Below are 12,613 nucleotides of genomic sequence, written 5' to 3' on the forward strand. Positions count from 1 at the left end.
CCTGTCCGTAAGGTACCGTCCATGACCTCATATCCTGAAGAAGTTCTGGTACGCATCTCACCCGCCGGAGTCCCACTGGCGATCACTCGAAATGGTCGCGTCTGGTTTGTGGGAGCTGAACCCATCCGATGGTTTGAGCGGACGGCCTGGTGGAAGCATCAGCGGCGCATGCCCAAGGGGCAAGGCCGGGTGGATGTTCAAGTGTGGCGGATTCAAGCCCGGCTGGGACACAATCCTCGCAGCGAGTTGGTCACCATGGAATTGGAATGTGATTCCGATGGCGGTGCGTGGCGCATGCGGGGCCCGATTGCCCTGGCCGGCTAAAGTTGTGGCCGCCCAGAATATGCCTTGTTAAAGTGAAAGGTTCCCCGCCACAGCTATTGGGGGACGCTGTGGTGGGGAACCAGTAATAAAAATATAACGCCTCATTCTGCAAGATGCAAACTGACACGCCAAATTTCCAGATTGCCGCCGGAGGGGCGCAACAACGCATGACACAGTGTGGTGCCAAGTGCTTTTGGAGTGGGTAATTGCATTCGGAGCAGGCTCAGACGAATGGTTCTTTAAAATGGAGGACCCTCCACTGTGGCTATTGGGGGACGCCACAGTGGAAGGTCTGAAAAAGAATATACAGCCCCCTTGGGCAAAACACAATACCGGACGTTCTACCTCTTCGGCTGACCAGTATGGTGGAACTTGTTCACTGTAATGAACTAGAATTGTGTTGTATATTACCGGCCTGTGGGACGCATGGGCCACCCCCCCCTTCAGCGTCGAGGAAACCACATGAGTGAAGTTATGGCCGAAGCTACGAGCGCACCTTCCCGTCAGTCCGCGACTGCCGGCAAGGGCCATGACGTTAGGCCAAACGCGACCCCGGCTCCGGCGGTAACTCGGGCGGCAGCCGTACTGGACGCCTTGGCGGATTCACTCACGGGGCGCCTCACTCTTAGTGACTTGGCGCGGGAGTTGGCCATCCCTAAATCCTCCACCTCAAACTTGCTGCAGGCCCTGGAGGACGCGGAACTCATCACTCGCGTTGGAACCGACTATGCGCTAGGTGTGAAGCTGGTGGAACTTGGTGCTGCTTATCTGAGTCGCCGCGATGAGGTGAAAGAGTTTTACCGCTTCTGCGAGCAGGCGCCACTACTTAATGCTGCAACGGTTCGCATCGCCATGCTTGACGGCGACAATGTCATCTACCTGGCCCGTTATGAGGGGCACCCCGCTGTTCGGTTGACGTCCAATATTGGCGACAAGATGCCCGTGTCGCTGTGCTCCGTTGGCAAGGCCTTGGTGGCAAAGCTGCACGACCATGATCTGGATGAGCAGTTTCCGGATGATGTGGCGTTACCCATCATGACCTCCAAGTCCCTAAAGACCGGGCGCGAGCTCAAGGCTGAGATCAGGTCCATCCGAGCGCAAGGTTATGCCTTCGAGGATGAGGAATCCACCCTGGGGGTTGTGAGCCTGGGTGTTGCCGTACCTACCCGCGGCTCTCACGGGCCAAGCCTGGGTGTCTCCGTGACGGCATTGAAGGCAACTTTCTCTGAAGCCGAGCGCGAGGCCATGGTGGGCGAGTTGCGTGATTTGACTAAAATGCTGGGCAACCCGATGGGGTAGTGACATAAACTACATTTTCTCTTGGCGAAGTGTTCAATGTACTGTACGCTGTTCAACATAGTGATCGACCTTCGGGTCGTTGTCGCCTGCCTGAACCAATGGTGGTTCGGTACGTTTCAAGGGAGATTCAGTGACTACACAACCGCTACGCTCGGCTCCGGCATCAGCTTCGGATGCAGACGAGAAGGTAGATCCGGACCAGCTTCGCCGGGCCACGCTCGCAAGCTCAGTAGGTTCAGCACTTGAGTACTACGACTTCTACATTTACGGTCTCGCTTCGGCGCTGATCTTTGGTCCACTTTTCTTCGCTCCACTGGGCGACACAGGCGCCTTGATCGCATCCTTCGCCACGTACGGCGTTGGCTTTGCGGCTCGCCCCTTCGGTGGCCTGGTGTTTGGCTACATTGGAGATCGCTTCGGCCGCAAGCAGGTTCTGCTGCTTACCATCGCTCTCATGGGTGGCGCATCGTTCGCCATCGGCCTGCTGCCCACCTATGAGCAGGCGGGTATGGTCGGTGCCGTGCTCTTGGTTCTCATGCGAATCCTGCAGGGCTTGGGCGCAGGCGCCGAGCAGGCTGGAGCCACAACTCTCATCTCCGAAGTTGCCCCGCGAAAGCGCCGTGGCTCCTTCGCGTCCCTGCCCTTCGTGGGTATCCAGGTCGGTACGCTCCTGGGTGCCGGTACCTTCGCCTTGCTCGGCATGGCCAATCCGGAAATCCTCACCGGTTGGCTGTGGCGTGTGCCGTTCCTTGCCAGCATCGTGCTGATCGCCGTCGCCGTGTACATCCGCCTGCAGCTCAAGGAGACCCCCGTCTTCCAGGAGCTGGAGAAGCACAAGAACGTCACCAAGAACCCGCTTGGAACGCTGTGGCGCACCTCCAAAAAGAATGTCCTGATCGGCATTGGCCTGCGCATGGGCGAAAACGGCAACTCCAGCATCTACTCCACACTTCTGGTTGGCTTCATGGCTGGCAAGGGCGGCGTGTTTGAAGGGGACAAGTTCATTGGCCCCGTGGGTTTGCTGATCGCGGCCGGTTTCGCAGCAATCTTGGTCATCACTTTCGGCGCACTGTCCGACCGTGTCGGCCGTGTCAAGGTGTACCGCTATGGCGCTCTGTTCCAGCTGCTGTTTGCCTTCCCTGCGTTCTACCTGATCACCCTGGGGCACGTCTGGCTCGTCTGGGCGGTCATGGTTGTGGGCATCTCCATCGGTGTTCAGTCCATGCTCGGCCCGCAGTGTGCGCTGCTACCGGAGCTCTTCGGTGCCACCCACCGATTCACGGGCGTGGCCATGAGCCGCGAAATCTCGGCCGTGTTTGCCGGTGGTTTTGCCCCCATGATCGGTGCGGGTCTGCTGGTCCTCACGAACCACTCCTGGCTGGTTCTGGCCGTGTACTCCGCCGTTCTGGCCGGCATCTCCTTCGTCACCACTTTCTTTACCCCGGAAACCGTGGGCCGCGACCTCAACCTCGTCGAGGACGCCTCCTAATATCTAACAAGTACAGAACGGCGCCCGTCTCGACGGGCGCCGTTCTGCATTTAATTGACCCGGCCGATCCCTGTCCCGCCAAGTTCGACGCCGGCCTCCGGCCCCGCGGCCACCCCACCAGGGCCGATGCCCTCGCTGGGCAGTCTTCTCCTGGGAGAGCGGGCCGCACCCGGCCTCGTGAGTTCTTTCGGGCATGAAGAAGGGGAACCTGCACGGTGCAGGTTCCCCTTCTTGATGGATTGTTGCGAGGTGCTTAGTAGAAGTGAACCGGGTCCACGATGTGCAGAAGAGGCTCGCCAGCTTGGAAGCTGCTGAGGTTCTTGATGAACCGTTCTGCGATGAGACGGTTCTCGGCAGCACTCAAGGCCGAAGTGTGCGGAGAGACCATGACGCGCGGGTGGTCCCAGAGGGGGCTTGTGGCCGGCAGAGGCTCCACGGCGAATACGTCGAGGCAGGCGTAGGACACCTGGCCGTTGTTCAATGCCTCCAGCAATGCATCCTCGTCAACAACGGTGCCACGACCAACGTTGACCAGCACGGTGCCGGGCTTCATCGCATTGAAGATCTCAGCATTGATCATCTTTTCCGTGTACGGCGTCCCGGGAAGAGTGTTGATCAGCACGTCAGCGGTGGAGACCAGCCCTGGCAATCCGGCGGTGTCGGTGACCTGCTCGATGCCGTCGATGGGTTCAACGTTGCGCTTGGTGCCATTGACCTTCATTCCCAGAGCGCGGGCCAAACGTGCCGTCTCCATGCCGATCTCTCCGAGGCCGGTAATGACCACGGAGGAGCCGCTGGCCAGGCGTGTAGGCGTCCGCAGTTCGGGCCAGTTCTTGACGGCCTGGTCTGCCGCCAGCTCAGCGGTGCGCTTGAATCCATTGAGGACGCCCATCATGGCGAATTCAGCCAAAGGAAGGGCGTGGACTCCGGCGGAGCTGGTTACGGTGATCCGGGCCAAATCGGCGGCCGGGAGATTGGCAGCCTTGACGGCTCCGCCGGCTCCTGCGGCCATTGCCTGGATCCACTGCAACTTCTGGCTTGAGGCGATGGCGGCCAGGCCGGCAGGGTTCTCGTTGGGGAATCCATAGAGTACCTCGGCGCTGTTCAATAGTTCCCAGTAGCGAGCCTCCTGTTCCGGTGTGCGCACGAATGCCGGATCGCCGGCGTGGTCGGCGGGGAAGCGTTCTTGGGGGAGCAGCTCCGGCTCGTAGAGAACTGTGACAGCCGGGTGGGCGGCGCGAATGGCCTCCACAAGCTCGGCTTCCAGGGGGACAGCAATCGCAACGGTGAGATTATTTGTGGTCATGATGTTCATCATACTGAATTGTGGATAGAATACTGAACACATGTGACTTTGAGTCGCAGGGAAAATCCAACTACAAAGTTGTGAGGACAGGTACGCAATGACGCAAACCCCTTCATCTCGACCGCCATCGGGAATTTCATACAGTCCAAGCGGCCCACAAGCGCTTGGATTTGTTGGCTTGGGGCACATGGGTGCGCCCATGGCCGCCAACCTCCTGCGAGCCGGATGGGCCGTGACTGTCTGGAACCGCTCCGCACGTTCCGTAAATGACCTCGCCAAACAGGGCGCGAAGGCCGTCGCCAGGGTTGCCGAACTTCGCGACCACAACGTGATCATCTTTATGCTGCCTGATCTGGACTTCATCGCAGAGGCAGCAGAGCCTCTTTTGGACTCTTGGCGAGCCGAACCACCCGCGCCGGGAAGCGCCGTCGTTGTTATGAGCAGTGTTTCACCGCAGGCGGTCAAAGCCTTTGGAGAAACGGTGGCACAGGCAAGTTCAGGCAACGCATCGGTCGTTGATGCTCCCGTGAGCGGCGGAACCGTAGGTGCGCGCAACGGCACGTTGGCCATCATGGCAGGAGGAGCCGCAGCGGACTTCGCACGTGTTCGCCCGGTCCTTGAAAGCATGGGGAGCACCGTGCGATTGCTTGGTGGGCTTGGCTCGGGGTCGTTGGCCAAGGCGTGTAACCAGTTGCTAGTGGGGACTGCTGCCGCGGCATTGGCGGAGGCCGCCGAGCTGGCTGAGCGATCGGGTATGGATGTTGACGCGCTTTTTGAGGTCCTCAGTGGCGGGCTCGCCGGAAGTGCCGTCATGCAAATTGTGGGGCCGCGGATCGCCGCCAAGGACTACACCCCCACGGGGCCGGCGAAGTTCATGCACAAGGATCTGGGCTTTGTTTTGGACAGTGCTCAGGCCGCCGGCTCAGCGGTTCCCATGGCATCGGCAGCTCGCGCGTTGTACGGCACCCTCAAGGAGCAAGGGCTCGGCGATCTGGACCTTGCCGTAGTACGCGAAAGTATTGCCCGGCTGGCGTGATTCCCATCCCGGTGCCCACAGCCCCTCACCTGGGGCGACGGCAGGGTATTTCTCACGGAAAGTTCTCGACAAGCAGTGAAGGAACACAGTAATGACTGGAATGTTTGATCTAAGCGGCCGAGTGGCCCTGGTGACCGGTTCAAGCCGGGGTATTGGCAACGCATTGGCGCGTGGCCTGGCCGAAGCCGGGGCAACGGTTGTGCTCCATGGGCTCGACCCGGTTCGATTGGTGGCAGCCGAAGCTGCGATGGCCACCGACTTCGCGGAAGGACAAATCCGTTCCGTCGCATTCGATGTCACCTCCGATGTGGCCGCCGCCGAAGGCGTGGCGTGGATTGAAAACAATGTTGGACCCCTGGAAATCCTCGTCAACAACGCCGGGATTCAGCACCGCGTCCCCCTGCTCGAAATGGACGTCAAGGACTGGGAGCGCGTCATAAGCACGGATTTGACCAGCGCATTCTTGGTGGGCCGTGAAGCTGCCAAGGGCATGCTGGCGCGCGGACACGGAAAGGTCATCAACATTTGTTCCGTACAGACTGATCTGGCGCGGCCCACGATTGCCGCTTACACAGCAGCCAAGGGTGGATTGCGGAATCTGACCCGTGCCATGACGGCCGAGTGGGCCGGTGGCGGATTGCAGATCAATGGGATTGCTCCCGGATACATTCATACCGAAATGACCCAAAACTTGGTCGACGATGAAAAGTTCAACGCCTGGATTCTGGGACGCACGCCGGCAAATAGGTGGGGGACCGTGCAAGACCTTGCAGGACCTGCCGTGTGGCTCGCCTCGGATGCATCGAACTTTGTCAACGGCCAGACCATCTTCATTGATGGCGGCATGACGGTGGTGGTCTAGGACATGGCTGAATTCTTAGCGCTTCCGGCCACGGCACCGGCCGTAGTTGCACATGGCAAGGGTGACTTGCGGATAGATCAGCTCACTTTGACCGAACCGGGCAATGATGAGGCCGTGATTGAAATTTCCTACGGCGGCATCTGCGGTTCCGATCTTCATTACTGGATCCACGGTGCTGCGGGGGAGTCAATCCTGAAGGACCCCATGGTTTTGGGCCATGAAGTGGTGGGCACTGTGGCACGTGCCGCTGCTGATGGGACAGGACCTGCCGTGGGGACCGCCGTCGCCGTGCACCCGGCTACGCCCGGGGAAGGCGCCGCAAAGTACCCTGCGGACCGCCCCAACTTGTCACCGGGGTGCACTTACTTGGGCAGCGCTGCCCGCCACCCCCACACAAACGGGGCGTTTCTGCGCTACGCCAACTTACCCACCCGAATGCTGCGCACCTTGCCACCATCGCTGCCGATGCGTTTGGCAGCACTCGTGGAGCCGGCCAGCGTAGCGTGGCACGCAGTAGCCCGGGCCGGAGATGTGCGCGGAAAATCCGTACTGGTCGTTGGCTGTGGCCCCATTGGAACCCTGGCAATCGCCATCTTGAAGCGCGCTGGCGCTGGGCATATTACGGCAGTTGACATGCACGCCAAGCCCTTGGAGATTGCGGCCGCCGTTGGGGCTGATCGGGTGCTTCAAGCGCCAGACGCGGAGACCATTGCTGCGATTGAGGCTGATGTGGTGATTGAATCCTCCGGCAATCATTTTGGCCTGGGAACGGCTATCAATGGCGCCACCCGAGGCGGGCGCGTCGTTATGGTCGGGTTGTTACCCTCAGGTCAGCAACCGGTTGCCATCTCCTTGGCGATCACTCGTGAGCTTGAGCTCTTGGGATCATTTCGCTTCAATGAAGAAATTGAAGACGTTATCGACGCCCTTGCCGACGGTTCACTGTTCGTAGATCCTGTCATTACGCATGAATACGCACTTAGTGACGCCCTGGAAGCATTTGACATGGCCAAGAATTCCGCATTGTCCGGCAAGGTTTTACTTAACTTCGATGCACATTAAGGCAGGATGGCATCCGGTTGCCAACGTTTCCATGGTTTGTGCGTCATGTTACGTATCCAAATCATGGAACCAAGTGGGGATCCGGTGTCAACACCGATAAGCTGTAGGAAACTGTTCAATTCACTCTGGAGGTAGTATGTCTGCACAAATCGGCACTGCACAGATCGGCGTTACAGGTCTGGCCGTCATGGGCGCCAACTTGGCCCGCAACCTGGCCCGCAACGGATTCACCGTTGCCCTGCACAACCGCTCGGTCGAGAAGACCGATTCACTTCTTGCTGCGCACGGCACCGAGGGCGACTTTGTTCGTACCGAGACGCTGGCAGAGTTGGTCGAGTCCCTGGAGAAGCCGCGCCGCGTGCTCATTATGGTCAAGGCCGGTGGCCCGGTTGACTCCGTAATCGATCAGCTGGTTCCGCTCCTGGAAGCTGGCGACATTGTTATTGACGGTGGCAACTCGCACTACCTGGACACCCGCCGCCGAGAAGCTACGCTGGCCGAGAAGGACCTGCACTTCGTAGGCGTTGGCGTTTCCGGTGGTGAAGAAGGCGCCTTGCTGGGCCCGTCCATCATGCCCGGCGGCTCCAAGGAATCCTACGATGCACTTGGCCCGCTGCTGGAAAAGATTTCCGCCAAGGTTGACGGCCAGCCCTGCTGCGCCTGGATCGGCACCGACGGCGCCGGCCACTTCGTCAAGATGGTTCACAACGGCATCGAATATGCTGACATGCAGGTTATCGGTGAAGCGTTCGACCTGCTGCGTAGCGCAGCCGGCATCGAGCCGGCCGAGCAGGCAGAGATCTTCGGCAAGTGGAACGAAGGCCAGCTGGCCTCCTTCCTGATCGAAATCACCGCTGAAGTTCTGGGTCACGTTGACGCCAAAACCGGCAAGCCGCTGGTTGACGTCATTGTTGACTCCGCAGGCCAGAAGGGCACGGGCCGCTGGACGGTTCAGTCCGGCCTGGATCTGGGTTCGCCCCTCTCCGCCATCGCCGAGTCCGTTTTCGCTCGCGGCCTCTCCTCACAGCGTGATCAGCGTGCCATCGGCCAGGAAGTTCTGGCCGGCCACGAGGTTGCCGTTGAACTTGGCGCCGACTTCGTTGAAGACGTTCGCCAGGCACTCTACGCATCCAAGCTCATCAGCTACGCGCAGGGCATCGACATGCTGCAGTCTGCCGCCGTTGAATACAACTGGGACCTGAAGCTGGACGAGATCGCTTCGCTGTGGCGTGGCGGTTGCATCATCCGTGCCGAACTCCTCAAGGACATCACCAAGGCCTACGCGGCAGCGGACAAGCCGGCCAACCTGCTGTTCGCACCGGCGTTCGCCGCCGAAATCGCGGAGGTTCTCCCTGCCTGGCGCCGCGTGGTTTCCACCGCTGTCCAGCTGGGCATCCCGGTTCCGGTATTCTCCTCCTCGCTGGCTTACTACGACGGCCTGCGCCGCAAGCGCCTGCCCGCCGCACTGACCCAGGGTCTGCGCGACCTCTTCGGTGCTCACACGTACAGCCGTGTTGACGTTGAAGGCACCTTCCACACTCAGTGGAGCGGCGACAAATCCGAGATCAGTGCAGTAGACACCCACTAATCCGCAACCGCGAGGGGCCCCAAATAAAGCCGCTGGCGCGTCTTTATTTGGGGCCCCTCGCGGTTGCGGGCCCAGATAACTGGGCTTGCGCGGTTTAGAGGTAAGTGCGACGGCGGCCGGTGACATTCCTCAGGGAAGGTCACCGGCCGCCGTCGCACTTTAAGCGAGCGTCAGGAAAAAATTAGATCCACATGGCGGGATCAATGTACTCTGCCGGATCCACGGCCGGTGCCATCTCGCGCTTCGCATCCCGGTGGCGCCACGTGGCAGGGATGCCGGTGATGATGGAGTTGGCGGGCGCATCCTTGACCACGACGGCGTTGGAACCAACGGCCGAATCGTCGCCAATATTGATGGGCCCCAAAACCTTGGCGCCGGCACCGATGGTGACCCGATTGCCGATGGTGGGGTGACGCTTCGTCTTGGCCAGGGAACGGCCGCCAAGGGTTACGCCGTGGTAAATCATGACGTCGTCACCAATTTCGGCTGTCTCGCCGATAACAACGCCCATGCCGTGGTCAATAAAGAACCGCCGACCGATGGTGGCTCCGGGGTGGATCTCAACCCCGGTGGCGAAACGGGTCAGCTGTGAGAGGACCCTGGCCGGGAATCGCAGTCCCGGATTGGCCCACATCTTGTGCGTCAGCCGATGCATCCAGATGGCATGCATGCCCGAATAGACAAAAAAGTTCTCCAGGGAACCTCGAGCTGCCGGGTCATGCGACCGGGCGGATTCAAGGTCTTCACGTATCCTGCCGAAAAATCCCACAGACTTCTTTCAGTTGACCGCCGCAGTTTTACTTCGGCGTGGTTCTTGCGTGCACCTAACCCTGCAGAGCCAAAGACCCGCATCACTGACACAAGAGCGTCAATGATGCGGGAATTATTCCAGCAGGGCGCAGGGAGTTCTAGCCTCGGATGTCGTCGTACAGGACGGTGGAGATGTAGCGTTCGCCGAAGTCGGGGACGACGGCAACAATGAGCTTGCCGGCGTTTTCCGGTCGCTTCGCCAGTTCCAGGGCGCCCCAGACAGCGGCTCCGGCCGAGATGCCGCCCAGGATGCCTTCCTGGTTGCCCATGGCCCGGGAAACGGCAACGGAGTCCTCCAGTGTGGCGTCCAGGACTTCGTCGTAGATGCCCTGGTCAAGAACCTCGGGGATGAAGTTGGCGCCAAGGCCCTGGATCTTGTGCGGGCCCGGTGCGCCACCGTTGAGGATCGCGGAGTCGATCGGCTCCACGGCTACGATCTGAATGCCGGGCTTGCGCTCCTTCAGAAGCTGACCGGCGCCCGTGATGGTTCCGCCCGTTCCGATGCCGGCAACGAAGATGTCGATGGCGCCGTCGGTGTCTTCCCAGATTTCTTCACCCGTTGTGGCGTGGTGAATGGCTGCGTTGGCCGGGTTGGCGAACTGTTGGGCCCAGATGGCGTTTTCCGTGTTGGAAACAATTTCCTTCGCCTTCTCGACGGCACCACGCATGCCTTCGGAGCCTGGAGTAAGGACGATCTCGGCGCCGTAAGCGCGCAACATGACACGACGCTCGGTGGACATGGTCTCGGGCATGGTGAGGATGACCTTGTACCCACGTGCCGCACCCACCATGGCCAGGGCAATGCCGGTGTTCCCGGATGTGCCTTCCACAATGGTTCCGCCGGGCTTGAGCGCGCCTGAGGCTTCGGCGGCGTCGACGATTGCAACACCGATCCGGTCCTTGACGCTGTTGGCGGGGTTGTAGAACTCAAGCTTCACGGCGACGGTGGCGTCCAAGCCCTCCGTCAAGCGGTTCAGGCGCACCAGTGGGGTGCCGCCAACCAGCTGGGTGACATTGTCATAAATACGTGCCATGAAAGGTCCTTAGAATCGTCTGGAAAACGGGGGAGTGCGGACTGCTGCGACGGGCGCGCCGTGTCCGCGGACAGTGCATTACCGTCAGCGTACCGAGTCCAATTGCGTGGTCCTAGGCAGTGAGCCACTTCGCGTAATGTTTGCGAACTTTTGCAATTTTTGGGTTGATAATGACCTGGCAGTAGCCAACTTCGGGCCGCTGGGCATAAAAATCCTGGTGGTAGTGCTCGGCGGGGAAAATCTTCACCTGCGGGCTTACCTCGGTAACAATGGGATCGGACCAAAGTGGCTGATTCCGTTCCACGGCCGCCAGGAAGGCCGCTTCCTGTTTCGCATCAGCGTAGTACATGGCCGAGCGGTACTGGGTGCCGACGTCGTACCCCTGCCGGTTCAAGGTGGTTGGGTCATGCTGGACAAAGAACATGTCCAAGATGACATCCTCCGGGATGACCGTTTCATCGAACGTCACAGCCACAACCTCCGCGTGGCCTGTCATTCCGGTACAGATTTGTTCATAGGTGGGGTTGGGCAGGGCGCCGCCGGTGTAGCCGGAAACCACTGATTCCACGCCCCGGGTCATCTGATAGACGGCATCGAGGCACCAAAAGCAGCCGCCGCCAAGTACAAAAGTCTTCATAGTCCTTTATAAGCCATTTGAGGCCAGCATCATTCCCGCCGCGGCGTTCTGTGTCCCTCCGCAGGGGCCTGCCGGAAGTAAGCTAGAAGCATGAGCAAGGAACCAACTTTCCCCTCGTCCGAGGACGGGGCTGACGCAGCTGCCCAGGGTGCCGAGGCACTGACGGCACATCTTGAAGGATTCGAGACCGCCGGCGATGCTGCTGCGGTGCTGCCTGACGCCGTAGAAGCCGCCGGGCTTTCCGTTGTTGGTGATGACGAACTTGTTGGCGATGTTTCCGACGCCGACGACGCCGACGAGGAATTTGAGCAGGAGGATCTGGACACCCCTGTCCTTTCCGACGTGCTTGTGGCTGTCGAGGAGCTCTGGCCCGAATCATTGGCCGAGGACTGGGACCGTGTAGGGCTGGTGGTTGGTCGCCCAGAAGCCGAAGTAAGGCGGATCATGTTTGCCGTGGATCCTACGATCGAGGTGGTTGAAGAGGCCCTTGAATGGGGTGCCCAACTTCTCATCACCCACCACCCCCTGCTGTTGAAGGGCGTCAATTCCGTCGCCGCAACATCCGGCAAGGGCCGAATTGTCCATCGGCTCATTGAGGGCGGCTGCGCACTTCTTACGGTCCATACCAATGGTGACAGCGCCGTGGGCGGCGTCTCCGATGTTCTCGCCGACGTCTTGGGACTCGCCGATACCCAACCGCTTACACCCGCGGTCCACGGACTTGTTGAAGAAGGCATTGGCCGGGTGGGTCTGCTGCCCGGAGTTGAAAAGCTCGGAGATTTGGCGGCACGAATCTTCCTGACTCTGCCCGCCGTCGCTGGTGGTGTTCGGGTATCAGGAGACCGGGACGCGCTGGTGCAAAAGGTCGCCGTCTGTGGTGGTGCCGGCGACAGCTTGTTTGAAGCCGTCCGGGCGAACGATGCCGATGTCTATGTCACGGCGGATCTGCGCCACCATCCTGCGTCGGAAGCTCGGGAGGCACGTACCGACGGTCGGCCCTACCTGATTGATCTATCCCACTTTGCCAGTGAATGGTTGTGGCTTCCCCCAGCGGCCAAGGCGCTGGGAAATGTTCTGGCAGATCAAGGATTTGAAGCAGAGCTTAGGGTCAGCCAAACAAATACGGACCCGTGGGATTTTATTCTCACGCCCGGCAACTAGGCTTG

The 12,613-nt window shown here is 60.2% G+C and carries 12 protein-coding genes; 8 read left to right on the forward strand and 4 right to left on the reverse strand.

What is annotated here, in order from left to right; genetic code table 11:
- Positions 1–21: 21 nt before the first annotated feature.
- From BLV41_RS02755 to BLV41_RS02765, 3 genes are all read left to right on the forward strand, one after another.
- Positions 22–324, forward strand: coding sequence for a hypothetical protein (locus BLV41_RS02755; RefSeq protein ID WP_044572348.1), 303 nt, complete (start codon positions 22–24; stop codon positions 322–324).
- A gap of 462 nt (positions 325–786) precedes the next feature.
- Positions 787–1,623: an IclR family transcriptional regulator gene (locus BLV41_RS02760; RefSeq protein ID WP_244516711.1), complete on the forward strand. Its 837-nt coding sequence runs from the start codon at positions 787–789 to the stop codon at positions 1,621–1,623.
- Positions 1,624–1,753: 130 nt separating this feature from the next.
- The gene (locus BLV41_RS02765; protein WP_074710321.1) at positions 1,754–3,112 is read left to right on the forward strand and encodes an MFS transporter; all 1,359 of its coding nucleotides are present in this window, start codon (positions 1,754–1,756) and stop codon (positions 3,110–3,112) included.
- Between the two features lie 253 nt (positions 3,113–3,365).
- Here BLV41_RS02765 and BLV41_RS02770 read toward each other — a convergent pair whose 3' ends face one another.
- Positions 3,366–4,430, reverse strand: a complete 1,065-nt coding sequence (locus tag BLV41_RS02770) for a D-2-hydroxyacid dehydrogenase (RefSeq protein ID WP_074710323.1) — start codon at positions 4,428–4,430, stop codon at positions 3,366–3,368.
- Positions 4,431–4,515: 85 nt separating this feature from the next.
- On the opposite strand from BLV41_RS02770, the gene BLV41_RS02775 reads away from it, so the two are divergent.
- The 4 genes from BLV41_RS02775 to gndA all read left to right on the forward strand — a co-directional run bounded on the left by BLV41_RS02775 (position 4,516) and on the right by gndA (position 8,966).
- Entirely contained in the window at positions 4,516–5,454 is a 939-nt protein-coding gene (locus tag BLV41_RS02775; RefSeq protein WP_074710325.1) for an NAD(P)-dependent oxidoreductase, read from the forward strand.
- Between the two features lie 91 nt (positions 5,455–5,545).
- Positions 5,546–6,316, forward strand: a complete 771-nt coding sequence (locus BLV41_RS02780) for an SDR family oxidoreductase (protein WP_074710327.1) — start codon at positions 5,546–5,548, stop codon at positions 6,314–6,316.
- A gap of 3 nt (positions 6,317–6,319) precedes the next feature.
- Positions 6,320–7,378 carry an L-idonate 5-dehydrogenase gene (locus BLV41_RS02785; protein ID WP_074710329.1) on the forward strand — a complete coding sequence of 353 codons (1,059 nt, stop codon included), beginning with the start codon at positions 6,320–6,322 and terminating at the stop codon, positions 7,376–7,378.
- Positions 7,379–7,514: 136 nt separating this feature from the next.
- Positions 7,515–8,966: an NADP-dependent phosphogluconate dehydrogenase gene (gndA, locus tag BLV41_RS02790; RefSeq protein ID WP_074710331.1), complete on the forward strand. Its 1,452-nt coding sequence runs from the start codon at positions 7,515–7,517 to the stop codon at positions 8,964–8,966.
- Positions 8,967–9,147: 181 nt separating this feature from the next.
- On the opposite strand, the gene epsC is transcribed toward gndA, so the two are convergent.
- The 3 genes from epsC to msrA all read right to left on the reverse strand — a co-directional run bounded on the left by epsC (position 9,148) and on the right by msrA (position 11,447).
- Positions 9,148–9,735: a serine O-acetyltransferase EpsC gene (gene epsC / locus BLV41_RS02795; RefSeq protein WP_044572362.1), complete on the reverse strand. Its 588-nt coding sequence runs from the start codon at positions 9,733–9,735 to the stop codon at positions 9,148–9,150.
- Between the two features lie 139 nt (positions 9,736–9,874).
- Positions 9,875–10,810 carry a cysteine synthase A gene (gene cysK, locus BLV41_RS02800; protein ID WP_074710333.1) on the reverse strand — a complete coding sequence of 312 codons (936 nt, stop codon included), beginning with the start codon at positions 10,808–10,810 and terminating at the stop codon, positions 9,875–9,877.
- Positions 10,811–10,922: 112 nt separating this feature from the next.
- Positions 10,923–11,447, reverse strand: coding sequence for a peptide-methionine (S)-S-oxide reductase MsrA (gene msrA, locus BLV41_RS02805; protein ID WP_044572367.1), 525 nt, complete (start codon positions 11,445–11,447; stop codon positions 10,923–10,925).
- A gap of 90 nt (positions 11,448–11,537) precedes the next feature.
- On the opposite strand from msrA, the gene BLV41_RS02810 reads away from it, so the two are divergent.
- Positions 11,538–12,608, forward strand: coding sequence for a Nif3-like dinuclear metal center hexameric protein (locus BLV41_RS02810; RefSeq protein ID WP_083360570.1), 1,071 nt, complete (start codon positions 11,538–11,540; stop codon positions 12,606–12,608).
- Positions 12,609–12,613: the final 5 nt, after the last annotated feature.

It is taken from the genome of Arthrobacter alpinus (genome assembly GCF_900105965.1).
Lineage (GTDB): Bacteria > Actinomycetota > Actinomycetes > Actinomycetales > Micrococcaceae > Specibacter > Specibacter alpinus.